The organism is Pedobacter sp. B4419 (assembly GCF_059693725.1).
This window is the reverse complement of the sequence record NZ_JCASSL010000002.1, coordinates 2464162-2488291: the sequence shown is the minus strand read 5'-3', so window position 1 is coordinate 2488291 and position 24130 is coordinate 2464162. Positions and strand designations below refer to the sequence as shown.

The following is a 24130-nucleotide window of genomic DNA, read 5'->3' as shown; positions in this document are numbered from 1 at the left end:
CTATTTGGTTAGAGTATGGTATAGCAATGCTATTAAAACAAGATATGGATTTCTTGTTTAAGCAAATCTACGGTAAGCTGATATGGATTTTCTTCTATGCCGCTCATATGTTGCAATATCTTTTTGCTCAGATCCAGCCCCGTTGCTTCTTGTGGCAATCCCTGCGTGGCATTGTTGATCATGGCAATAGTGTCGTCTTTTAATTTACGCACCACATTCCAGCTTGCTGTGCTGATATATAACTGTTGCGTAACGTTGTGCTGATACTCGGCGTTCACTTCGTTGATGATGATTGCCTGCAATGCCGAGATTTCTATTCCCGGCTGGTGCAAACGCACCAAAAGATTTGCCGGATTGATCCGTTCTATAAAAACGATCAGCCTTTCATAAGCTTGGAGGCGCAATGGAAACAAGGCTTCCTTACTGTCTTTTTGGCTTTCGAAAGATTTGAACCTAAAATAATTCTGGATATCGCTCTTGAGCAAAAAGTAGGCTGCAACTACGGCAATGATGCCTCCAAGGCCCATAATGGCAGCTTGAGTAAAGAAATGCGCAATGTTCATTTTATTTGTTTGAGTACCGTAATATTAATAAGTACAACGGACAAAAATGTGCATTTATATTTATATTTGTCTCAGTAATTTATTTTTTTCGATAGCTCGGCAAGCAAAGCCATAATTGCCATCCACAACAATTATAGCTAAATTGCCTAAAATTTTAAATCATATGAGTAACACTGTAGAAACTGCTTTTGCACCTGTATCATTTACTGAAACCGCAGCTAAAGAACTCGCGAAGCTAAAAGACCAACAAGAAATTACCGATGATTTCGGTTTGCGCGTTGGTGTTGAGGGTGGCGGTTGCTCTGGAATGAGCTATGTTTTAGGCTTCGACCAAAAGAAAGAAGGCGATCAGGAATTTTATATTGATGGCATCAAGATATATATGCATAAGGCGCATCAAATGTACCTTTTGGGCATGCAGATAGACTGGCAAGATGGGTTAAATGCCAGGGGCTTTACCTTTAACAATCCGAACGCAGCCAGTTCATGCGGCTGTGGCACAAGTTTCTCGGTTTAGTCCATTATTATTTGTAACATTTTAACAGGTCTCGTTGTCTTAACAGCGGGACTTTTTATTTTTATCCTCAATCGAATTTTATCTCCATCAGATGACGTATACTGAAAATGTAAGACTTGCGCTACAATCCATTAAAAGCAATAGGCTACGCACCATGCTTACCGCATTGATTATTGCTATAGGCTTGTCGGCTTTGGTTGGTATTTTAACTACCATCGATGCCATTAAAAAGAGCATGACCGAAGCATTTTCGAGTATGGGCGCCAACTCTTTCAATATCAGGAACAGAGGCACGGGGATCCGAATTGGAGGTTCCGGCAAAAGACCTAAACCATTCAAATCCATCCGGTACGAAGATGCCCTAGCCTTTAAAGAGCGACTAAATACGCCAGCTAAAGTGGCCATTAGTGTTTATGCTACTTTTGGTTCTACCGTAAAATACGAACAGGAAAAGACAAACCCCAACACCAACATACAAGGAATAGACGAAAATGGCTTGGCCTCTCTTGGACTAGAACTTGCCCAGGGAAGGAACTTTAACGCAACCGAAGCGACCAGCAACAACAACATCTGTGTAATTGGCGCCGAAATTGCCAAGACCTTGTTCAAAGGCCAACCAGCGATTGATAAAATCATCATGGCTGGTAACAACAGGCTAAGGGTAATTGGGGTATTAACTGCTAAGGGTTCGAGTATGGGCCCAAGCAGCGACAGGGCAGTTTATATTCCTTTGTTTAAGGCCAAACTGATCAATGCCAATGCCAACCCTTCTTATACCATTACGGTAATGGTGCCGAACAACGATTTAATCGATAATATTATCGGTGAGGCCACAGCTGAGTTCAGAAATATCAGAAAAGTAAAAATTACCGAGCCTAACAATTTTGAAATCACCAAGAGTGATGCCGTTGCCCAAACACTTTTCGAAAACCTAAAATACGTGGTAATTGGAGGTGTGGCCATTGGGGCAATTACCTTGTTGGGGGCTTCTATAGCATTAATGAACATCATGCTGGTTTCGGTTACCGAGCGTACCCGCGAAATTGGGGTAAGAAAAGCTATTGGTGCCAATCCATCTGTGATACGAAAGCAGTTTTTAATTGAAGCAGTTGTGATCTGTTTGATGGGCGGAGCCTTTGGTATTTTATTGGGGATAGGCATCGGCAATCTTATTTCGGGCCTGATGGGAGGTTCTTTCATTATCCCATGGAGCTCTATTGGGATGGGCTTTGTAATTTGCGTAGCCGTTGGAATTATCTCAGGTTATTATCCTGCTAAAAAAGCTTCTAAGCTCGATCCGGTAGAGGCATTGAGGTACGAGTAGGTTAGTCTGAAGTCCATAGTCTTTAGTCCGTAGTCCATAGTCCATAGTCCATAGTCCAAAAATCGTCATTCGGGGTGTGCGAAGCAAGCTCTTATCAATTTAGGTAATCAAAATTTGTCATGCAGAGCGAAGCATTTGCTCTGAGGATAGATTCCTCCTTGCACTCGGAATGACAAATTCTTCTGGAATGAACTAATGACTAATGAACCAAAGGCTTTTTAGAGCAACAGATTATTCAATTGCGGTTGCGATAGGATATTTTGCAGGCGCTCTACGTACAAACTTTCCCTCAAGGCATCTGCATGGCGCAAATGGTGCATGTCAGAACCCAAAAAATCTATACAGTAATTATCTACCAGCTCATCTGCGGCCTGCTTGCAGCTTTTGCCATAATAGCCTGTAAGCGAAATGGTATTCAATTGCAAAAAACAGCCTGTATCCCTAATTTGTTCATAGCTTTCGAGCGAGTTTTGATAGTAGGGATAACGTTCTGGATGTGCTAAAACAGGTTGATAGCCTGCATCCTGCATTTTGGCAATGGCCTCAAACAAATTATGTGGCGCATTAACGAATGAAAGTTCAAAAAGCAGGTAGTTTTTGCCAAAGGTCAACACATTCTTTTTGGCAATCTTATTTTCGAATGTTTCGTCGAGATAATATTCTGCGGCAGCATCTACTTCTAAATCAATCCCATTTTGCAATAGGCCTTCTCTTAAAACATCTAATCCTTTGTTGATGGTTTCTGGCGTATTTCGATAATAATCGGCCATTACGTGAGGCGTAGCCACTAGTTTCTTAAAGCCTAAGGCCTTAAAACGCTTGGCCAGTGCCAAAGAATCATTGATATTTTTTGCACCATCGTCTATCCCGGGAATAATGTGCGAATGCATATCTGTTCCGATGGCAGAAAAATTAAACTCAGGCTCTTTTTTCTTTTTAAACCATCCGAACAAGCTTACCTCCCTTTATATTGATTATCATAATAGGCTTGGTAATGGCCAGAAGTTACATTGTTCAACCATTCTTCATTTTGCAGGTACCAATCAACGGTTTTTTCCAATCCTTCTTCAAACTGCAGGCTTGGCACCCAGTCCAGCTCTTGCTGTAATTTAGTCGAATCGATGGCATAACGAAGGTCGTGGCCTGCCCTATCGGTTACAAAAGTAATCAGCTTGGCCGATTCTCCAGCTGCTCTACCCAGTTTCTTATCCATTATATCACAGAGCAAGTGGATTAAATCTATGTTCTTCCACTCGTTGTGTCCACCAATGTTATAGGTCTCCCCGCTTTTCGCACCATGGAAAATCACATCAATGGCCCTGGCATGATCTTCTACCCAAAGCCAATCGCGCACATTTTCGCCCTTGCCATAAACAGGCACAGGCTTATTGTTTTTGATATTGTTGATGGCCAATGGGATCAGTTTTTCAGGAAAATGGTGTGAGCCGTAATTGTTCGAGCAATTAGAAATGACTACGTCAAGTCCGTAGGTGTCGTGGTAGGCGCGTACAAAATGGTCTGAACTCGCTTTCGAAGCCGAATATGGACTATGAGGATCATACGCCGTACTTTCGGTAAACATTCCTATTTCGCCCAGTGCGCCGTAAACCTCATCGGTACTTACATGATAGAAACGTTTCATGGCATAATCGCCTTTCCAATATTCCCTGGCGGCATTCAATAGGTTAACCGTGCCAATTACATTGGTCATTACAAACGCTAAAGGATTGGTGATCGATCGGTCTACGTGAGATTCGGCTGCCAAATGGATCACTGCATCAAAATCTTCCGTCTTAAACAGCTGGTTAATTTCGACTGCATTCGTGATATCTGCTTTCACAAAACGATAATTGCTTTGATCTTCCAAATCTGAAAGATTAGCCAAATTGCCGGCATAGGTCAATGCATCGAGGTTTACGATTTCGTATTGCGGATAGTTATTCACAAACCTGCGAACCACGTGCGAACCAATAAAGCCTGCGCCACCGGTAATCAATATCTTCTTCATAATTTATACTTGTTCGGGCAAATCCAGTTGCTTTGCAACACTTGCCATATTTCCCTGGTATATTTTAGCTAATAATCTATTCAACTCTTCCTTCAGGTCGTACTGAAGGTCTTCGTGCAAGGCCTTAAACTTGCGGATGGTCATTAAAGTATATTTCACAAAATAATTTGCGAACATCTGCTCGTAGTTCTTATAAGATGAAAAAAGACCCGATTTAAATGATAAAACCGTATTGTTGAAGAGGAACAAGCGAAGTTCCACATCTTCGTAATTTGCCTTGGTTACCTTAAAATTATGCCCTACCTGCTTCGCCAATTTACGTAATTGTGCCAATACCTCTTTGGCATTCACATTTTTTAACGTTTTAACATCCTGCATGGCCTGCAGAATGTTTTCTTTTAGGGTTGCTATCCTTTGGCGTAAATCTTCTTCATTTTCCAATAACACAAAATGAAGGCGCTCGGTAAGCACCTTGTCTTTCCCCACTAAGCGAAGCAAAAGCTTATCTTTTTCTTTTGACGGCAAGGCCAAAATTTCTTGTTTAAGTTCTTTATGCTCGCTTAGCTTCATTTAAAAAGGATTTGCCTTTAAATATTCTTCCCAGGCCCAAGCCGAACTCATCATTTCTTCCAATCCAAGTTCTGCTTTCCAGCCTAATACTTCATTAGACAAGCTAACATCCCCAAAAGTTTTTTCAATATCTCCTTCTCTGCGCTCGCCAATTACATAATTCAATTTTACACCAGTAGATTTTTCAAAAGCATTGATGATCTCCAATACAGAAGAACCTTTACCGGTACCTACATTAAAGACTTCATAATTGGTTCCTTTATCTTCTTCCAATCTTTTAATAGCTGCTACGTGTGCTTTTGCCAAATCAACCACGTGGATATAATCTCTAATGGCCGACCCGTCTGGCGTATGGTAATCGTTACCAAAAACGGTAATCGGACCACGTTTGCCAATGGCTGATTGGGTAATAAAAGGCACCAAGTTTTGAGGAACACCAATAGGCAGTTCGCCAATTAAGGCCGAAGCGTGTGCACCCACAGGGTTAAAATAGCGCAATGCGATTACCTTTAAAGAAGGCGTTACCGCGCAGGTTTCTGCCAAAATCTCTTCGGCAATTTGCTTGGTATTGCCATAAGGCGATTCGGCTTTTTTTACGGGAGCACTTTCTGTTACAGGCAATACATCGGGCTGTCCGTAAACCGTACACGACGAAGAGAAAACCAATTTAATTTTCTGGTTATAGGCCGTCAAAAGATTAATGAGCGAATAAAAATTGTTCCTGTAATATTTTAAAGGCTGTTGCACCGATTCGCCTACCGCCTTAAAGGCCGCGAAATGAATAACGCCACTAACATCTTGGTGTGCTTGTGCAAAAGCATTTACGCCTTGCTCATCGGTCAGATCTAATTTGACAAACTCAGGCTTTTTGCCCGAAATTTTTTCGATCTGTTCTAAAATCTTTGGATTTGAATTCGAGAGGTCGTCTACAATTACAACTTCGTATCCAGCATTGAAAAGCTCTACTACAGTATGTGAGCCAATGTAGCCTGCTCCTCCGGTAACTAATATTTTTTTCATTGTTTTTCGATAGGGTATGTGATTTGCTATTTATTATAGGTATTAAAATTTTTATGCTCTTTATTGATCAATGCCTCTTTGGGCAACGACTTGAAATATTCGTAGGTAATTTTTAAGCCCTCTGCCCTCGATACCTTTGGCTCCCAGCCCAACAGCTCCTTGGCTTTGGTAATATCTGGGCGGCGCTGCTTCGGATCATCTACCGGAAGGTCCCTGCAGACTATCTTCTGGTCGGTTCCCGTCAATTTGATGATCTCCTCGGCAAAATCCATCATGGTAATTTCATCGGGATTGCCAATGTTTACTGGTTGTGCGTAATCGCTGAAAAGCAGGCGGTAGATTCCTTCGATCAGATCGTCTACATAACAGAACGAACGCGTCTGGCTACCATCGCCAAATACGGTCAGATCCTCGCCCCTTAGAGCCTGCCCGATAAAAGCCGGCAATACGCGGCCATCGTTAAGTCGCATGCGTGGACCATAGGTGTTGAAAATGCGCACGATCCTGGTTTCCAGCCCATGAAAGGTATGATAGGCCATGGTCATTGCTTCCTGGAAACGCTTGGCCTCGTCATAAACGCCACGCGGCCCAACCGGATTTACGTTGCCCCAGTATTCCTCGGGCTGTGGATTTACCGTAGGATCGCCATACACTTCCGAAGTAGAGGCAATCAGCAACCGGGCCTGTTTCGACTTGGCCAGACCCAAGAGGTTATGGATGCCCAGCGAACCTACTTTTAAGGTCTGGATAGGAATTTTCAGGTAGTCTATCGGACTTGCCGGAGAAGCAAAATGCAGGATATAGTCGAGGTTGCCCGGCACGTGCACAAACTTGGAAACATCGTGGTGATAGAATTCAAAGTTTTCCAGCCTGAACAGGTGGTCGATGTTGCGCAGGTCGCCCGTAATCAGGTTGTCCATGGCAATGACGTGGAAATCCTCCCTGATGAAGCGGTCGCACAAATGTGATCCCAAAAATCCGGCAGCACCGGTAATCAATACCCTTTTTCTTCCCATTATCCAATAAGTTTACGGCCAATACTGTTGTAATAATAGCCCAGATCGACCATCTTCTGAAGGTCGAAGAGATTGCGGCCATCAAAAATGATTTTAGAGGCCAGTTGCTCTTCCATTTTCTCAAAATCCGGATTGCGGAACACCGACCATTCGGTAGCGATCAGCAAGGCATCTGCCCCCTGCAGAGCCTCGTATTGATTATTGGCATATTCGATTTTATCCCCCAGCAGGGCTTTCACGTTGTCCATTGCTTCGGGATCGAAAGCGGTTACCTTCGCGCCACGGATCAAGAGTTCGTCAATGATATATAATGCCGGAGCTTCCCTGATATCGTCGGTTTCCGGTTTGAAGGCCAGGCCCCATAAGGCAAAATGCTTGCCTTTGATATCGCCCTTGTAGTATTTAAGGAGCTTGTCGACCAAGATGGTCTTCTGCTTTTCGTTTACCTGCATTACGGCCTTTAGCAGCTGGAAGTTATAATTGTTGCCTTCTGCCGCGATGGCCAATGCCTGTACGTCTTTGGGGAAGCAGCTTCCTCCGTAGCCGATGCCCGGAAAAAGAAAGCGCTTGCCGATACGGTCGTCGGAGCCGATGCCCTTGCGCACTGCATCTACATCTGCGCCAACGATCTCGCAAAGGTTGGCAATCTCGTTCATAAAGGTAATCTTGGTGGCCAAAAACGAATTGGCTGCATATTTTGTCAGTTCCGAAGAACGTTCGTCCATAAAGAAGATCGGATTGCCCTGGCGCACATAGGGCGCATAAAGTTCGGCCATCAGTTTTTGTGCCTTTTCGCTGCGTGTACCGATCACCACGCGGTCCGGCTTCATGAAATCGTCGACCGCAACGCCTTCGCGCAAAAACTCGGGATTGGAAACCACATCGATCTCCACCTTGGTGTTTTCGCTAAAAACAGCCTGTACCTTATCGGCAGTGCCCACGGGAACGGTAGATTTGTTGACGATGACCTTGTACTCGGTTACCAGTTTTGAAATGTCTTTTGCTGCCCCCAATATATAGGAAAGATCGGCCGCGCCGTCTCCGCCCGGGGGCGTTGGCAAAGCCATGAAGATGATCTGGGATTCTTTTACTGCAATTGCAAGATCGGTGGTAAAGGCCAAACGGCCCTGTTCGATGTTGCGGTGGAAGAGTACGTCGAGGCCGGGTTCGTAGATCGGCACTTCGCCGTTCTTCATCTTTTCTACCTTTGCCCTGTCTATATCTACACAGATGACGTTGTTGCCCGTTTCTGCCAAACATGTTCCGGTAACCAGGCCTACGTATCCGGTTCCAATTACAGCTATCTTCATATATTAATTGAAGGTTTTAATTTTATTCATTTATCTTCGGACGAAGATAAGAATTTAAGACGCAAAATGCTTTGGATTTATAATATTGGGATTGTCATTTATGGGCTTTTTGTAAGATTGGCATCGCTATTTAATGCCAAGGCGAAACTTTTTGTGGAGGGCAGAAAAAATGGCTTCGAAAAGATTGCACAAAAAATAAACCCGACAGATAGGCCAATCTGGTATCACTTTGCTTCATTGGGCGAGTTTGAACAGGGCCGACCAGTGCTCGAAAAGCTGAAATCAGAATATCCTGAAGTAAAAGTGGTAGTTACTTTCTTCTCTCCTTCTGGCTACGAAATAAGGAAAAACTATCCTCTGGCCGATGGCATCTTTTATCTCCCCTTGGATACCGTCAGCAATGCGAAAAAATTTGTATCGCTGGTTAATCCTCGATTGGCCATATTTACTAAATATGAGTTTTGGTATCATTATTTTAAAACGCTGCATCAGCAACAAATCCCTATTTATTTAATTTCTGGAATTTTCAGGGCAGACCAGCTTTTCTTTAAGGGATACGGAGGTTTTTACAGAGAGATGCTCCATTTTGTAAAACACTTTTTTGTACAGAACGAAGAGAGCGCAAAGCTCTTGCGGGGCATTGGAATTGAAAATGTAAGCCTAAGTGGTGATACGCGCTTTGACCGGGTTTACGAAAATGCACAAATGCCAAAGCAATTGCCCGAAATCGAAGCATTCTGTGGCCAAGCCAATGTTTTGATAGCCGGAAGCACCTGGCCTGCGGATGAGAAACTTTTGGTAGCATTGGCTGATCAAAATCCTGACTGGAAATTCATTATCGCTCCGCACGAAATTGGTGCCTCACACATTGCCGAGATTCAACAATTTTTTCCAAATGCGATGAAATTTTCAGTTTTCAGTTCGCAGTTTTCAAAAGACCCGTCTTCTATCTCCCATCTTCCATCTTCCATCTTAATTATCGATAACATCGGCATGCTGTCTTCACTTTACCAATATGGCAAGTTGGCTTATATTGGTGGTGGTTTTGGGGCCGGAATCCATAATACTTTAGAAGCTGTTGCCTTTGGCCTTCCGGCTATATTTGGGCCAAAATATGATAAATTTCAAGAAGCAAAAGACCTCATCCAAATCGGTGTTGCCAAAAGCATTGCCACCGAAAATGAATTGCTGGATGCTTTTAACGAACTAAAAAACAATACTGCTCTTGAGCTTGAAGCTATAAATTACATTAAAGCCAAAAGAGGCGCAACCGAAATGATTTTCGATTACGTTAAAAAAGAAATCGGTACTGGCAACTAGCCTTTTGCCATGGCCACCAATGCCTCAATAAATTTGGGATGATCGTTCAGGCTTTCTACCAATTGTACATGCTCGCCACCAAGCTCCCTAAATTCTTCGTGGTATTCTACCGTAATTTCGTAAAGGGTTTCCAAGCAATCGGCCACAAATGCCGGACTAAAAACCAACAAACGCTTTTTGCCCTCTTGCGCCAATCTTTTCAGCACATCGGTTGTATAAGGCTGTACCCAAGGCTCTTTGCCTAAACGGGATTGAAAGCAAACAGTATAATTTTCTTTTGCTATGCCTAGCTCTTTAGCTAATAGCCTTGCCGTATCATGGCCTTGGGCCGAATAGCAAAATTTGTTGGTATCGTTTAATGTTTCGCAACAATTATCGCTTTTCAAGCAATAATTGCCTGTATGGTCGCATTTTAGCAGTTGTCTTTCTGGCAACCCATGAAAACTGAACAATACATGATCAAAATTTTCGGGATGGTGTTTTCTTGCATTTTCAGCAAAAACCTCAATCATTAATTTATTATCATGAAATGAATTAACGAATGAAATAGGGGGAATAGTTGCCCATTTGCCTACCAATTCCATAACCAATTGCATTACCGAACCCGAACTTGCAGAGGCATATTGCGGAAACAAGGGAATCACTCTAATACTTTCTACCAAACCTGCCTTTAAATTAGCCAAAGCCGATTCGATGGAAGGATTTTGGTAACGCATAGCCAATTCTACCTGATACTCCTCTCCCAACTGTGCTTGCAGCAAAGAAGCCTGCAACTTGCTGTAATGCAACAATGGCGAACCCTTTTCATTCCAGATTTCTTTGTAAAGCTTTGATGTTTTAGGGCTACGAAAAGGAACAATGATTCCTTTCACCAATAGGGTACGGTTAAATTTAGGAATATCGATTACCCGGCCATCCATTAAAAACTGATCTAGATATTTCTTTACATCTTTAACTTCAGGACTATCTGGTGTACCTAAATTAACTAATAAAATTCCCTTTTTTCCCATATTTAGTTATTGGAGACTATACAGCCTCAATTCTGTTTTGATTGGCAAATATACATTAAGCCCACCTGTGTTTAAAGTGGCGCAATGGCTCTATTTTAATAATTACTTTTTGATGATGCGTAGCGATCAATAAGATTCCAGTTCGGCTTTCACATTTTCCATGAGCCACATCGGGGTCGAAGTAGCACCACAAATCCCTACTTTATCGTTACTGGCAAACCAGCCTTTATCCAACTCTTCTACATTCGAAATGAAATAGGAATTGGGGTTATATTTTTTGCATACATCGTAAAGAACTTTGCCGTTAGATGATTTTTTGCCCGAAACAAAAATGATTTTATCGTAACCGGCTACAAAATCTTCCAATTCTTCATAGCGGTTAGAAACCTGTCTGCAAATCGTGTCATTTGCTTTTACATCATAGCCCCTGCTCAATAATTCGTCTTTGATCTGGTAGAATTTATCGGTGCTCTTAGTGGTTTGGCTATACAAAGTGAACTTATTTGGCAATTCTAGGGCATCCAACTCGGCCAAATCTTGAAAAACAATGGCATTACCATCTGTTTGTCCCTGTAAGCCGATTACTTCGGCATGGCCATGTTTGCCAAAAATAAGGATCTGCTCTTTATCGTCGTGGGAGTTTTTGATGCGGTTCTGTAATTTCAACACTACCGGACAAGAAGCATCAATCAGCGTAAGGTTATTGTTGAGCGCCAATTCGTAAGTAGATGGTGCTTCGCCATGTGCCCTGATCAATACTTTTTCATTAGTCAGTTCGTGCAACTGTGCATGGTCTATAATGCGCAAGCCTTTGGCTTTTAATCGTTCAACTTCTTCATCATTGTGCACAATATCGCCCAAGCAATACAAGTAATCCTCATGGTCGAGAATATCTTCGGCCATATCTATTGCGTAGACAACGCCAAAGCAAAAACCTGAAGATTTATCGATCGTAACGTTTAAATTGTACTCCATCCTACACTTCGTTTATTTCTACAAAAATACATAAAAAAGAGTTAGGTTGAACGAATAGCACAAAGCGTTTAATGTAGCCAAAAGCTATCGACTACTAACCATAGACTATTGGCTCTTAACTAGCTGAGGTAAACGCGGTCTTCTTCGCCTTCTACATCCATTACTACATCTACATGTTCTTTTAAGATGGTAGAAAGTTCCAGTCCAACAAAATCGGTTGCTATTGGAAATATTTTATGGCTCCTGTCTACCAAAACAACGGTACGGATTTTTTTATGTGGCGTATTCAAAAATACCCCTAAGCCATAGGCGAGTGTTTTGCCACTGTTCAATACATCATCTACCAAGATGATCACCTTGTTTTTCCATTCAGATTCCGGCAAATCTGTTTTAGCTACCAGCTTGCTGTTTTGTTTTTCAAGGTCTACACGCAACAAAATAAGGTTAAAGCCCGAGATCTCTTTGAGCACTTTTTGCAAGCGCAAGGCCAGTTTATAGCCACGGTCCCAGATACCCGCCAATACAAGGTCTTTCTCTCCTAAATTGTCTTCTAAAATCTGGTAGGCAATTCGATTGATCTTTTGTTCTATCTGCTGCTTATCTAGAATAAGTACCTGAGCTTCGGGCATAATGAAAATAGTTTTATCTTGCATACAAAAGAACAAATTAAACCTCAAAATCAAACACAAAAAATTATTTTTAGCAATTCTGCAACGTTTTCATCTAACATACGTCTAATCATCATAACCCCTAAAGCAAAAGACCATGAAAATGACCAACATTAAAAAATTAGCCTTCCTTTTAATAGCTACTTTCAGTTTAAGCCCCAACTGGCTACATGCCCAAAGCAGCAAAAATGTAACTGTAAAAAACTTCGATCAGTTAACCGTAAGCAGCGGCATTGATATGTATATTACACAAGGGACCTCCGAAACCTTGGTAATTAAAGGCAACGACGATTTAATTAAAGATGTAGTGGTAGAACAGAATGGAAGCAGTGTTACCATAAAATATAAAGAAGGCATCAACTGGAGCAGGTTGTTCAAAAACCAATCGATTAAAGTTTATGTGAACTACAAAAACCTGAAAAGCCTAACTTCAAGTGGCGGTTCTGATGTTTATACCGAAAACACCTTGAAAGCCGATCAATTAAACGTTACGGCAAGTGGTGGCTCTGATGTAAAGCTGACTTTGGCCTGCAAAGACTTGACTTTAAGAGTGAGCGGTGGCAGTGATGCCGATTTAAAAGGCAGTGGCGAAAACATGCAATTGACTGCCTCTGGCGGTTCTGACATTGATGCTTTCGGTTATATTGTAAACAATGCCAAAGTAAGCGTGAGTGGCGGTTCTGATGCCAACATCCATGTAAATAAAGCTTTAGAAGCTGGCGCTAGTGGTGGCAGCGATGTAAATTATAAAGGCAATGCCTCTTTAAAGAAAACCACTTCATCTAAAAGTGGCGATATTAACCACGTCAATTAGTCTATTTAGTTTTTTAGTTTAATAAGCAAAAAGCCAATATTGCACATGCGATATTGGCTTTTAATGTTTTAAAGAAAACTAGTTTGTTGCTTTTGGATAAGGGTAATACACGAAGTTTGCACCTTCTGGCACAACTACAAAAATGCACATGTAGTTTTCCGGTTTTTTGTAGCTTTTGAGGAAATGCTCTTTTTTATCGGGATGGATAATTCCCTTTTGGATAAATTCTTCTAAAGTAGAAGCCTGGATAGTCCAGGCGGTATTGAGCTCTTCGCGGTTCAAGATCACTTCGCCAATGCTTACCTGGTGTTGATGGGCTATAAAAATGGGATGGGCTGAAATACCCTCCACCATAATTTCCACAGCCACTTCCTTTATTGAATCGGCATAAAAACCGAGGTCTTTTTCCAAACTCAATAAAGGGCTTTTACGCTCTGCTGTTTGTTCCTTATCTCCGTTTTGACCTAAATTCCCTAATAACTCTTCTGATTCCATTTCTTAAAACTTGATTTCTTTTTTTAGGACGATAAATTTATCGTCAGTTAAACTATCGGTTAGCAAACCATAGCCTTTTGCTGTTTTGATTATTCTTTTGTCCAATGGATACTTGTCTGAGCAGAAATACATACTGCCCTGCTTAACCAGCTTCCAATTGTTGTGTTTGAGCGAAAAGAGGTTTACGGTAGACCAACAGCTGCTAAACCACTCCGGCCTCAGCAAAAGCTCTGGTTGTCCATCGCCATCTAAATCCCCTGGCATTGCCAAATGCGCACCAATCGCATTGTCAAAAGTAAGTATTGGCCAGTCTTTTGGCGCAAAAAACACTTTAATAATGTAATGCTTTTGTTTATCGCCCATATCGTCGTTAACCAGCTTGTTCTTTACCACAAAAGCGGTATCTGAGGCATTCAATACAATGGTATCAACGGTTTGTTTCTTCAGGTCGACTTTTATTTTAGCTGACGTCGGCTTTGCCTGTTCTGTTTCTTGCGAATCGTCTTTTACCTCGCCTTTGCAGGAGATCAGTATCATGATCGACAATAAACAAATCCAAGCGTGTTTCATTACTTCAATTTGAGCAAAACCACATTTTCTACATGCTGCGTATGCGGAAACATATCAACTGGCTTAATTCTCACCACGTCATACTTTTCTTTCAGCAGGGCCAAATCGCGCGCCTGCGTAGCAGCATTGCAGCTTACATAAACAATTTTTTCAGCTTCCATTTCCAATAGGCGTTCTACTACATCGGCATGCATGCCTGCGCGAGGCGGATCGGTAATCACCACATCGGGCTTTCCATGCTCGGCTATAAAATTAGCCGTTAGGATATCCTTCATGTCGCCTGCATAAAAAAGCGTATTCTCAATGCCGTTCAGTTCGGCATTAAATTTGGCATCTTCTATGGCAGTAGGCACATATTCGATTCCTACGACCTGTTTTACGCTGCCTGCTACAAAATTGGCAATTGTGCCAGCGCCTGTGTATAAATCGTATACCAATTCATCACCACTAAAGCCAGCAAACTCTTTGGTTATTTTGTACAGCTCGTAAGCCTGCTCCGAGTTGGTTTGATAGAAAGATTTGGCGCCGATCTTGAATTTCACTTTGTTGGTATCAGATCCATCTAATGACATTTCTTCAAAAATGTGGTCTCGGCCCGCATATACGATCACTTCCTGATCAAAAATAGTGTCGTTTCTTTTTTGGTTAACGATGTACATTAAGGAAGTAATTTCTGGAAACGAAACTTTCACCTGCTCCATCAATCCATCAATCTGATCTTGACTGGCATAGGCAAAAACCACTACCACCATCAGCTCGCCTGTTGAAGAAGTACGGATAATCAAGTTGCGAAGTGCACCTTCATGGTTACGTAAATCGTAAAAGCTCAGGTCGTTTTGCAAGGCATATTCGCGAATACGCAAACGCAAGCTATTGCTCGGCTCTTTTTGGAGGTAGCAATGCTCGATATCCAATATTTTATCAAAACGCAAAGGCACATGAAAACCCAAGGCATTCATTTCTTTATCGCCGTGCTCCATTTGCATATCGCCTGCATTGAGCCAGCGCTTATTAGAAAAAGTATATTCTAGTTTATTGCGGTAATATCTGTTTACTACAGAGCCCAAAATCGGTTCCATGGCACTGGTATCTACCTTGGCCAATCGTTGCAAGGCGGCCTCTACATTTTTATGTTTAAAGCGCAGTTGTGCTTCATAGTCCATGTGTTGCCATTTGCAGCCTCCACAGGTACCAAAATGACTACAAAATGGATCAGTGCGTAGTTCAGAAGGTTTTTTGAGGCTTTCGATTACGGCTTCGGCAAAATTTTTCTTCTTTTTAACCAAGCGTACATCTACTACGTCTCCGGGAACGGCTTTGTCTACAAATATCACCAAGTCATCAGCTTTGCCAACGCCCTTGCCTTCTTCGGCAATATCAATAATCTGCAGCTCAGAGATTAAAATCGGAGCGCTATTTCTTCTGTTTCTACTCATTAGCGCAAATATACGGGTAAAAGACTAGAGTCGGAAGTCTATAGTCAAGAGTTCATAGTTGATAGCCATTATCTATCGTTCAGCAATAAAAGACGTGAAAGATTAAATGGAAGAGGGAAGATAGGTAGAAAATTCAAGGCATAAACTTCCCTTCGAATTCGGGAATTCGTATTGCGAATATTCAAATGAGCTTACTGCTGTCCAAAAACTTTTAGGATTAATCCAAAAACGCCTTCAACCAGATCAAAGTTCATGTCGAATTGTTCATCAACCATTACAGAAATTTCTAAAACTTCTTTACTCATGACCTATTTTAATGATATTTCAACAAAAATAGTGTTTTTGAACCAAAAACCAAAATGGTATATGTTAAATTTATGTAAAGTCGATTTAAAACTGCGGCTTGTTTTTTTATTATATTTGATTACATCTTGGGAACCTTACTTATCGCATTCTACCCTGCTATTTCCAAATTAATTACCAAGAAAAGTAATTAGAGAATTTACAACGCCGCTTTTACCAAATAAGGCAATATTTCTTTTTGGAAGGTGACGAAGTTTTTGCGTACGTCGGCATCGCTAACCGAGGTAAAGGCAAAAGAGAATACAATACTTTTGCTGGCTTTGAGCAAAAATGCCAAACCGCCCCTACGTGCAGGATTCTTTTTAAAACTATCTAATTCTAGATAGGCCGAAAGCAACAAGGCCTCCAACTGGTCTGACAGATGTTTGAGAAATTCTTGCGAGTTGGCATTTTCACGTACAAAATCCCAGCCTATAAACTCGTTGCAAACCGTAAAAGAAAGGCGACAGGTTTTCATTACCAAAGCCTTTAAATGTTCTTCTTCGCTGGCAAACTGTACTTTATTACTTAAAATTTCATGCAGGTTAACATCCAGATAATCCATCAAAATGGCATCTAGCACCTGTTCCTTGCTGTCAAAATATTTGTAGATGGTAGCCTTTGCAATACGTGCTTTTTTGGCAATTTCGTTTACGCTGGTTTTATGGTAACCATATTTTCTAAACAGCTCTTTAGCTGCTTTGACAATGCTTTCTTTTATTTTTTCTGGTTCCATTAATTAGTCACCTGTAAGTTATTGCCTGCAATGGCAACACTGTATTGTTTTAAAGATGTTTTAGCTGGCGCCTTTACCGGGCTGCCATCAAACAAAGAGTACTTGGCTCCAGAAACAGGGTCTGTAACCGTAATGGTAGGATCATCTAGCACAACGGCATTCTTCTTTTCGGGGTTCACGGTACTGCAACGATCATAAGCCACATAGGCATTATCTGGCCTGCGGTAAATGATGATTCCCGCTACGCCATAACCATTTAAAGTTATCGCCCCTCCTGCACTGCTCAACCTGCTGAGCCTCGGATCGGTTAAGGGCGCACTGAAATTGACCGGATAATCGGGTATCAGGTTATTTTCTTTGGCACAGGAAGTGGCCATAAGCACGATGAATAATATCCCGATCAGCTTTTTCATTAAATTAATGCGCTTTTATATTGTTTAAGGAAACGTACATCGTTCTCTGAGAACAGACGCAAATCCTTGATTTCAAATTTAAGGTTGGCAATACGCTCAATACCCATTCCGAATGCAAAGCCACTGTATTTTTTACTGTCGATGCCACAGTTTTCCAAAACGTTTGGATCAACCATGCCACAGCCCAAAATTTCTACCCAGCCACTGTATTTACACATTGGGCAACCTGCGCCCTTGCAAATGGTACAAGAAATATCCATCTCTGCCGACGGCTCAGTAAAAGGGAAATACGACGGTCTGAAACGAACTTTTGTTCCTTCGCCATACAGCTCTTGTACAAAATAGAATAAGGTTTGCTTCAAATCGGCAAACGAAACCTTTTCGTCTACATATAAGCCTTCTACCTGATGGAAAAAGCAGTGTGCCCTTGCCGAGATGGCTTCATTACGGTAAACACGACCTGGCATTAAGGCCCTGAAAGGTGGCTGACCAGCTTCCATCATCCTTACTTGTACCGATGAGGTATGCGTGCGCAAGGCGATATCGCCTTTTTCGCCTCCTTTTTTGATGAAGAAGGTATCCTGCATATCTCTTGCCGGATGTTCTTCGGGGAAGTTCAAAGCCGAGAAATTATGCCAATCGTCTTCTATCTCTGGTCCTTCGGCAACGCTGAAGCCCAATTTATTAAAGATTTCAATGATTTCTCTCCTTACAAGGGCCAAAGGGTGACGCGCACCTACTTCAAAGCCTTCGCCAGGCAAGGTCATATCCAATTGCAAATTATTGCCTGATGATTGTGTACTTTCAACGGCTTCGTTCAGCGACTGGTATTTAGCTTCTGTTAATTGCTTGAATTCGTTCAGTACTTTGCCCAAAACCCTTTTCTCTTCTGGAGAAACGGCCTTGAACTGATCGAAAATATCTTTGATGATGCCCTTGGTTCCTAAAAACTTAATACGGAACTGTTCTAGTTCGTCGGCATTACTGGTATCAAATGCATTGACCTCTGCGGTGTACTGTGTGATTTGGTCTTGTAACATCTGCCAAATATACAGCATTTTATAGAAATATTTTGCTGCCACTCGGTTCAAAAATCATCTTGAGCGCTTTTATTACAAGAAAATGAACTAAGCAACACAAAAAATACAGGCTTTCAAAAGCCTACTTCATGTTTTTATTTAAATAGCTACAAGTTTTATCGAGCACCAATTGCCATTTACCCTCTTGGCTAAACTCGTGGTTGGCACCTGCAACAAAAAACAATTCATTGGGAACCTTAATTTCGTTAAGCTTGGCCGTAAACATTTGGAAAGTATTAAGATCTTGTTTTGGCAAACCCATTACCTCGTTATGCTCTGGAAAAATATTGAGTGTTGGCACTTTTTTGCTGGTATTTGCTGTATAAATTGGGCTAATTGCCTTGAAATGTGCTTCATTTTCGACGCTTACTTCAAAGCCTGTATAGCGATAACCTCCTTCTAAAACATAAGGTGGCAACAGCTCCCAGTTGGTAAAATTGGTGAAAGTGAGATCTAATGCACCAGCAATATTGGCAATGGCTTTTACTTTGTCGGTATTTTGGGTGCTATAGCCATAAAGCAATCCCAAAGTACCACCTGCACTATGGCCAACCACTGCAACCCTAGTTTGGCTTGCTACCCATTGTTTGGCATGGGCAAGTGCATAATCAACGGCAACACCCACATCTGCAACTTGGTCTTTGATCTTGATATTGCTTTCTAAATGCAATGGCGACGCTACGCCCAACAAGCCTCTAGAATCTACCAATCTGTAATTGATATTGAGCACGGCAAAGCCACTTGCGGCCAAGTATTTAGAAATTGGGGTAAATTCGCTTTTATCCCCGCCAATGAAACTGCCTCCATGCACCAGCACAATAACACCAGTATTGGAGGTTCGGTTTGGTGGCAGGTAAACGTCCATTTTTTGCAATGGATCATTTCCATATGCCAAATCAAGATAAGTTTTGGCTTGGGCAGCTACCTGAAAAGAAGGTGGATCGCTCTTTTCACATTTTGTAAAAAGCATGAGGCAAATAAGCCCCATGCCGATGATCTTTAATCTTCTTTTCATTGATTTTTTAAAGCCTATTTAATAACGCCCAGTTCTTTACCTACTTTGGTAAAGGCGGCAATTGCCTTATCTAAATGGTGTTGTTCGTGGCCAGCCGAAAGCTGTACCCTGATTCTTGCCTTGCCCTGCGCTACTACCGGATAGAAGAACCCGATCACATAAATTCCTTCTTCGAGCATTTTAGCAGCAAACTGTTGGGCAACTTTCGCATCATACAGCATTACCGGAACAATGGGGTGGAAACCTGGCTTAATATCAAAACCAGCTTCTGTCATTTTCTCGCGGAAATATTTGGTGTTGCTTTCTAGCTTATCGCGCAAATCGGTGGTTTCGCTTAACATGTCCAATACCGTAATTGAAGCACCTGCAATTGAAGGAGCTAGGGTATTAGAGAAAAGGTATGGGCGAGAACGCTGACGCAGCATATCGATAATTTCTTTTTTGCCAGAAGTAAAACCGCCAGAAGCACCGCCAAGGGCCTTGCCCAGGGTACCTGTAATGATGTCGATTCTGTCCATTACATTAAAGTGTTCGTGCGTACCACGACCTGTTTTGCCAATAAAGCCCGAGCAGTGCGATTCATCGATCATCACCAAAGCCTCGTATTTATCGGCCAAATCACAGATTTTATCCAATGGAGCTACCGAGCCATCCATAGAAAAGGCGCCATCGGTAACAATAATTCGGTGGCGACAGTTTTTGGCAGCGATCAATTGCTGTTCCAAATCTGCCATATCAATGTTTTTATAACGGAAACGTTGTGCCTTGCAAAGCCTCACGCCATCAATAATAGAGGCATGGTTCAATTCATCAGAAATAATAGCGTCTTCTGGTCCGAACAAAGGCTCGAAAACCCCGCCATTGGCATCAAAAGCAGCCGCATATAAAATTGTATCTTCAGTACCCAAAAATTGAGAGATTTTAGCCTCCAACTCCTTATGGATATCCTGGGTGCCACAGATAAAACGTACAGAAGACATTCCATAGCCATGCGCGTCGATTGCTTTTTTGGCAGCCTCGATTACTTTTGGATGCGAGGATAATCCCAAATAGTTATTGGCACAAAAGTTAAGCACTTCTGCTCCGGTACTTACTTTGATGGCAGCACCCTGAGGCGTGGTAATGATACGCTCGCGTTTGTATAGGCCGGCGTTTTCTATTTCTTCTAGTTCTTTCTGTAGAACAGGCTGTAAAGTTTTATACATATTTATTTTTCATTTAAGATGCAACCATTCTGCTGGCAGATCGCTCTACAAATATAAGACACGTTAACAAACTTTAACAGTTTAAATGTGTTAAGTTCCAGAACTTAATCGATATTTATATTTTAATACTATTTATGAAGAAAATCTCTCTCTCCTTACTTTTCATCCTGTCATTTCTTAGTTTCTCGTTTGCCCAGCAGTATCAATTGAGCGGAAAGATCACCGATAACAAAGGCGAAATCATTCCTTTTGCTTCTGTTTATATCAAAAATACTACACAAGGTGTTTCGGCAAATGTTGATGGTTTATACAAGTTGACGTTGGATAAAGGGAGCTATACCTTGATTTATAAGGCTATTGGCTATAAAGAAGTGGAGAAAACTGTTTCGATCAGCCAAAACATGACGCTTAACGAAACATTGGCCGAAGAAAGCTATACTTTAAAAGATGTGATAATTAAGCCAAATGCCGAGGATCCAGCCTACGAAATCATCAGGCAGGCCATTGCAAACAGAAAAAAACACTTGAACGAGGTGGAAGAATACACCACTGATGTTTATATCAAAGGCTTACAGAAACTGGTTGGCGCACCAAAGAAATTCTTGGGCAGGGATATCCAAAAAACATTGGACCTGGATACCAACCGCAAAGGAATTCTGTATTTGTCTGAATCGCAGTCGAAGTTCAGCTTTAAGCGTCCGAATAAGATTAAAGAAGAAATGGTATCGTCTAAAGTATCAGGACGGAGCAATGCCTTTAGTTTCAACAAAGCGTCAGATTTGATCATCAATTTTTATGAAAACCTCTTGTTTGAAGGATCAGGTTTAAGCTCTAGAAGCTTTGTATCGCCCATTGCAGACAATGCGCTTTTCTATTACCGATACAAATTATTGGGCGCTTCTGAAGAAAACGGCGTAATGATCAACAAAATAGAAGTTACACCACGCCGCAAAAACGATCCGGTTTTTAGGGGTGTCATTTACATTGCCGATGAGAGCTGGAGGCTAATGGGCACCAATTTGTTTCTTACCCAAGATGCCGGCATCAACCTGATCGACACCCTAAACATTGGGCAGCAGTTTATTAAGGTAGATAATGTTTACATGCCATCTAACATTAAGTTTCAATTTAACGGAAGCGTATTTAAGTTTAAGTTTGAAGGATATTTTGTGGGAGTTTACAGCAATTTCAATATCCATCCCAACTTCCCGAAGAACTACTTTACTGCCGAAATCCTGAAAGTAACCAAGGCCGTTAACAAAAAAGATTCGCTTTATTGGGCCAATAACAGGCCTATTCCGCTTACAGATGAGGAAAGATTCGATTACAAAAGAAAAGACAGTATCGCCCTGCGCAAGGAGTCAAAGCACTACCTCGACTCTTTGGAACGCGAGAACAATAAATTCGGTCTGGCCAAATTACTCCTAACCGGTTTCAGCATTAACGACAGGTACAACAAAAAATATTTCTATTTCGATCCGCTCATCCGCTCTATTTTTTATAACACGGTTGAAGGCGTGGGCATCAAGTATGGCGTTACTTACAGAAAACAACTGGAAGACCGTAAATTTTATAGCATTAGGCCTGAGGTCCGTTATGGATTTTCTAACCACATATTTACAGGGAGCCTAAGTGGATCCTATTATTACGACCCGCTAAAACGCGCTTCCATTAGTGCTTCTTTTGGCAATGAGATTGCCGATCTTAACCGCTATGGTTCGATGAGTTTATTAACCAACTCTATCAATACCTTACTTTTTGAACGAAACCTGTCTAAGTTTTACAAAAAGGAATTTGCCAATGTCGCTACTACTCGAGAATTGGCCGATGGACTCCAAGCTTCGGTTTCTGTAGAATATGCAAAGAACTCTACTTTAAAAAACACCAATAGCTTTAAGATCAGAAACGTAAAGGATGAGGAGTTTACTTCAAACAATCCTTTTACGCCAGACAAAGAAACACCCTTGTTTCCTACTTACAGTTCGTTTACCGTGGGTGCAACCTTAAACTATACCATTGGACAGCAATACATCACCAGGCCTGATGGCAAGTTTTATGAAGACTCGAAATATCCAAGCTTTCAGTTAGGCTACCGAAAAGGCATCAAGGGCTTATTGAGCAGTGATGCAGATTACGACTTGTTAAGCATAGAGATCTCGCAAGAGCACATTAGTGCCGGTTTGCTGGGCTTCTCTTCATTTGCAGTGGGTGCGGGCAAATTTTTGAACAACAATGTTGTTTATTATCCAGACAGCAAACATTTCAGAGGCAACAACTCTACTGTATTCCCTCCCAACCTGCGCAAGTTCAGGTACCTCGATTTTTACATCTACAGCACCAATCAGCAATATGTTGAGGCACATTTTGAACATAATTTTGCCGGTTTCATGACCAATAAAATCCCGCTGTTGCGCAAGTTAAAGCTCGAAGAATTTGTGGGCATCAATTACTTAACCCAACCACAAAAGAAATACTACGCGGAATATTACTTTGGCGTACAACGCTTAGGTTTTGGGATAAGTTATGGTTACGCCTACAACGGCAACAAAAAAGTAGAGGAAGGTTTTAGGATTGCCTATGCTTTCTAAGGCTTAAGGTTAAAAGCTAGAAGGCAGAAGGTTAAATTAGTTCTGACCCCTTAGCCTTCCATCCCTCAACCTTTTACCTTCTTTCTACCTTCAACCTTTTTTCATATCTTTGCAACGCATTAAACGCCGTTTGCAGCGGTATCAATGGAACATGAACTATCAGACATTACTTTATTACTGCTATTCTCCAATAGCCGATGCAGAACAATTTGCTGCAGACCACCTTGCTTTTTGTAAATCTTTAGGTCTTGTAGGCCGTATCATTGTTGCCGACGAAGGCCTTAACGGAACTGTTTCTGGAACTGCCGAAGCCTGCACAGTATATATGGCGCACATACATGCCGATGAACGTTTTGCCAAAACAGAATTCAAGATAGACAATGTAACTGAACCTTCTTTTATCAAGATGCATTGCCGTTATAAGGCAGAGATCGTGCATTCTGGATTGAGAGATACGAGCATTATCGATCCAAATAAACAAACCGGAAAACATCTCGAGCCATTAGAATTCAGCAGGATGATGGAAGAAGAAGATGTGATTGTTTTAGATGTCCGCTCCAACTACGAGCATAACCTGGGCAAGTTTAAAAATGCCATTACGTTAGACATCGACAATTTCCGTGATTTTCCTGACCAGATCAATGCTTTGGCGCAATACAAAGACAAAAAAGTGATGACTTATTGTACAGGTGGCATCAAATGTGAAAAGGCCTCAGCCCTGCTCCTGCACCATGGCTTTAGCGATGTATATCAATTGCACGGTGGCATTATCAAATACGGCAAAGAAGCTGGCGGAAAGGATTTTGAAGGAAAATGCTATGTTTTCGATAATCGGATTGCTGTTGATGTGAATTCGGTAAATCCTACGGTGGTATCCACATGTTTCAACTGTGGCAAAACCACGCCGAAGATGATCAATTGTGCCAACCCAGAATGCAATGAGCATTTTACGCAATGCGATGAATGTGGAGAAGAATTGCAAGGCTGCTGTTCTGTTGCCTGTTCTAGCCACCCGCGCAAACGCCCTTATGATGGAACCGGCTATTATGTAAAAGTTCCTCAGCCAGTGGCAAAGGCATAGGCAACGACGAAGAGGTTCTGAATGTTTGGATAAGCTGATCACAATTTGTGACAAG

25 protein-coding genes are annotated in these 24130 nt (G+C 41.7%); 6 read left to right on the top strand and 19 right to left on the bottom strand.

Going from position 1 to position 24130, the window contains the following annotated elements; all coding sequences use genetic code 11:
- Positions 1 to 32: 32 nt before the first annotated feature.
- Positions 33 to 563, bottom strand: a complete 531-nt coding sequence (locus AC570H_RS22300; RefSeq protein ID WP_497359123.1) for a DUF7935 family protein — start codon at positions 561 to 563, stop codon at positions 33 to 35.
- 163 nt (positions 564 to 726) lie between these two features.
- Between AC570H_RS22300 and AC570H_RS22295 the strand changes: the two genes are divergently transcribed.
- Both AC570H_RS22295 and AC570H_RS22290 read left to right on the top strand, forming a co-directional pair.
- Complete coding sequence (locus AC570H_RS22295) at positions 727 to 1080, top strand: HesB/IscA family protein (RefSeq protein WP_497359121.1); 354 nt, start codon at positions 727 to 729, stop codon at positions 1078 to 1080.
- Between the two features lie 91 nt (positions 1081 to 1171).
- Positions 1172 to 2404, top strand: a complete 1233-nt coding sequence (locus AC570H_RS22290) for an ABC transporter permease (protein ID WP_497359119.1) — start codon at positions 1172 to 1174, stop codon at positions 2402 to 2404.
- A gap of 218 nt (positions 2405 to 2622) precedes the next feature.
- On the opposite strand, the gene AC570H_RS22285 is transcribed toward AC570H_RS22290, so the two are convergent.
- From AC570H_RS22285 to AC570H_RS22260, 6 genes are read right to left on the bottom strand one after another with little or no spacing between them, the layout of a single operon-like run.
- Positions 2623 to 3357 carry a tyrosine-protein phosphatase gene (locus AC570H_RS22285; protein WP_497359117.1) on the bottom strand — a complete coding sequence of 245 codons (735 nt, stop codon included), beginning with the start codon at positions 3355 to 3357 and terminating at the stop codon, positions 2623 to 2625.
- Positions 3358 to 3359: 2 nt separating this feature from the next.
- Positions 3360 to 4412, bottom strand: coding sequence for a dTDP-glucose 4,6-dehydratase (rfbB, locus tag AC570H_RS22280; RefSeq protein WP_497359115.1), 1053 nt, complete (start codon positions 4410 to 4412; stop codon positions 3360 to 3362).
- Positions 4413 to 4415: 3 nt separating this feature from the next.
- Positions 4416 to 4982 carry a hypothetical protein gene (locus AC570H_RS22275; RefSeq protein WP_497359113.1) on the bottom strand — a complete coding sequence of 189 codons (567 nt, stop codon included), beginning with the start codon at positions 4980 to 4982 and terminating at the stop codon, positions 4416 to 4418.
- The gene (galE, locus tag AC570H_RS22270; RefSeq protein WP_497359111.1) at positions 4983 to 6002 is read right to left on the bottom strand and encodes a UDP-glucose 4-epimerase GalE; all 1020 of its coding nucleotides are present in this window, start codon (positions 6000 to 6002) and stop codon (positions 4983 to 4985) included.
- 26 nt (positions 6003 to 6028) lie between these two features.
- Positions 6029 to 7018: a UDP-glucuronic acid decarboxylase family protein gene (locus AC570H_RS22265; RefSeq protein ID WP_497359109.1), complete on the bottom strand. Its 990-nt coding sequence runs from the start codon at positions 7016 to 7018 to the stop codon at positions 6029 to 6031.
- Positions 7018 to 8328 carry a UDP-glucose dehydrogenase family protein gene (locus AC570H_RS22260; RefSeq protein WP_497359107.1) on the bottom strand — a complete coding sequence of 437 codons (1311 nt, stop codon included), beginning with the start codon at positions 8326 to 8328 and terminating at the stop codon, positions 7018 to 7020. The genes AC570H_RS22265 and AC570H_RS22260 overlap by 1 nt, the downstream gene beginning before the upstream one ends.
- A gap of 66 nt (positions 8329 to 8394) precedes the next feature.
- Between AC570H_RS22260 and AC570H_RS22255 the strand changes: the two genes are divergently transcribed.
- The gene (locus tag AC570H_RS22255; protein ID WP_497359105.1) at positions 8395 to 9648 is read left to right on the top strand and encodes a 3-deoxy-D-manno-octulosonic acid transferase; all 1254 of its coding nucleotides are present in this window, start codon (positions 8395 to 8397) and stop codon (positions 9646 to 9648) included.
- Here the strand turns inward: AC570H_RS22255 and hemH are convergent.
- The 3 genes from hemH to AC570H_RS22240 form a co-directional block, all read right to left on the bottom strand.
- A complete protein-coding gene (gene hemH, locus AC570H_RS22250; RefSeq protein ID WP_497359103.1) occupies positions 9645 to 10658 on the bottom strand; it encodes a ferrochelatase in 1014 nt (337 codons plus the stop codon). The two genes, AC570H_RS22255 and hemH, sit on opposite strands and share 4 nt — an antisense overlap.
- A 126-nt stretch (positions 10659 to 10784) precedes the next feature.
- Positions 10785 to 11633, bottom strand: coding sequence for a 4-hydroxy-3-methylbut-2-enyl diphosphate reductase (locus tag AC570H_RS22245; protein WP_497359101.1), 849 nt, complete (start codon positions 11631 to 11633; stop codon positions 10785 to 10787).
- A gap of 119 nt (positions 11634 to 11752) precedes the next feature.
- Positions 11753 to 12262: a phosphoribosyltransferase family protein gene (locus tag AC570H_RS22240; RefSeq protein WP_497359196.1), complete on the bottom strand. Its 510-nt coding sequence runs from the start codon at positions 12260 to 12262 to the stop codon at positions 11753 to 11755.
- 142 nt (positions 12263 to 12404) lie between these two features.
- On the opposite strand from AC570H_RS22240, the gene AC570H_RS22235 reads away from it, so the two are divergent.
- Positions 12405 to 13115 carry a head GIN domain-containing protein gene (locus tag AC570H_RS22235; protein WP_497359100.1) on the top strand — a complete coding sequence of 237 codons (711 nt, stop codon included), beginning with the start codon at positions 12405 to 12407 and terminating at the stop codon, positions 13113 to 13115.
- Positions 13116 to 13193: 78 nt separating this feature from the next.
- On the opposite strand, the gene AC570H_RS22230 is transcribed toward AC570H_RS22235, so the two are convergent.
- From AC570H_RS22230 to kbl, 9 genes are all read right to left on the bottom strand, one after another.
- Positions 13194 to 13610: a hypothetical protein gene (locus AC570H_RS22230; protein ID WP_497359098.1), complete on the bottom strand. Its 417-nt coding sequence runs from the start codon at positions 13608 to 13610 to the stop codon at positions 13194 to 13196.
- Between the two features lie 3 nt (positions 13611 to 13613).
- Positions 13614 to 14147 carry a hypothetical protein gene (locus tag AC570H_RS22225; RefSeq protein WP_497359096.1) on the bottom strand — a complete coding sequence of 178 codons (534 nt, stop codon included), beginning with the start codon at positions 14145 to 14147 and terminating at the stop codon, positions 13614 to 13616.
- A gap of 32 nt (positions 14148 to 14179) precedes the next feature.
- Positions 14180 to 15616, bottom strand: coding sequence for a 23S rRNA (uracil(1939)-C(5))-methyltransferase RlmD (gene rlmD / locus AC570H_RS22220; protein ID WP_497359094.1), 1437 nt, complete (start codon positions 15614 to 15616; stop codon positions 14180 to 14182).
- A 191-nt stretch (positions 15617 to 15807) separates the two neighbouring features.
- Positions 15808 to 15921, bottom strand: coding sequence for a phenylalanyl-tRNA synthetase subunit alpha (locus AC570H_RS22215; protein WP_497359092.1), 114 nt, complete (start codon positions 15919 to 15921; stop codon positions 15808 to 15810).
- Between the two features lie 197 nt (positions 15922 to 16118).
- Positions 16119 to 16694, bottom strand: coding sequence for a TetR/AcrR family transcriptional regulator (locus tag AC570H_RS22210; protein WP_199136895.1), 576 nt, complete (start codon positions 16692 to 16694; stop codon positions 16119 to 16121).
- Entirely contained in the window at positions 16694 to 17107 is a 414-nt protein-coding gene (locus AC570H_RS22205; RefSeq protein WP_497359089.1) for a Rieske (2Fe-2S) protein, read from the bottom strand. Before AC570H_RS22205 ends, AC570H_RS22210 begins: the two co-directional genes overlap by 1 nt.
- Entirely contained in the window at positions 17107 to 18147 is a 1041-nt protein-coding gene (pheS, locus tag AC570H_RS22200; RefSeq protein WP_497359087.1) for a phenylalanine--tRNA ligase subunit alpha, read from the bottom strand. Before pheS ends, AC570H_RS22205 begins: the two co-directional genes overlap by 1 nt.
- A 121-nt stretch (positions 18148 to 18268) precedes the next feature.
- On the bottom strand, positions 18269 to 19201 hold the full coding sequence (locus AC570H_RS22195; protein WP_497359085.1) for an alpha/beta hydrolase: 933 nt from the start codon (positions 19199 to 19201) through the stop codon (positions 18269 to 18271).
- 14 nt (positions 19202 to 19215) lie between these two features.
- A complete protein-coding gene (kbl, locus tag AC570H_RS22190; protein ID WP_497359083.1) occupies positions 19216 to 20406 on the bottom strand; it encodes a glycine C-acetyltransferase in 1191 nt (396 codons plus the stop codon).
- A 134-nt stretch (positions 20407 to 20540) separates the two neighbouring features.
- Between kbl and AC570H_RS22185 the strand changes: the two genes are divergently transcribed.
- Together AC570H_RS22185 and trhO are read left to right on the top strand one after the other, a co-directional pair.
- Complete coding sequence (locus AC570H_RS22185; RefSeq protein WP_497359081.1) at positions 20541 to 22994, top strand: DUF5686 and carboxypeptidase regulatory-like domain-containing protein; 2454 nt, start codon at positions 20541 to 20543, stop codon at positions 22992 to 22994.
- A gap of 151 nt (positions 22995 to 23145) precedes the next feature.
- Positions 23146 to 24075: an oxygen-dependent tRNA uridine(34) hydroxylase TrhO gene (gene trhO / locus AC570H_RS22180; RefSeq protein ID WP_497359079.1), complete on the top strand. Its 930-nt coding sequence runs from the start codon at positions 23146 to 23148 to the stop codon at positions 24073 to 24075.
- The last annotated feature ends 55 nt before the right edge of the window (positions 24076 to 24130 follow it).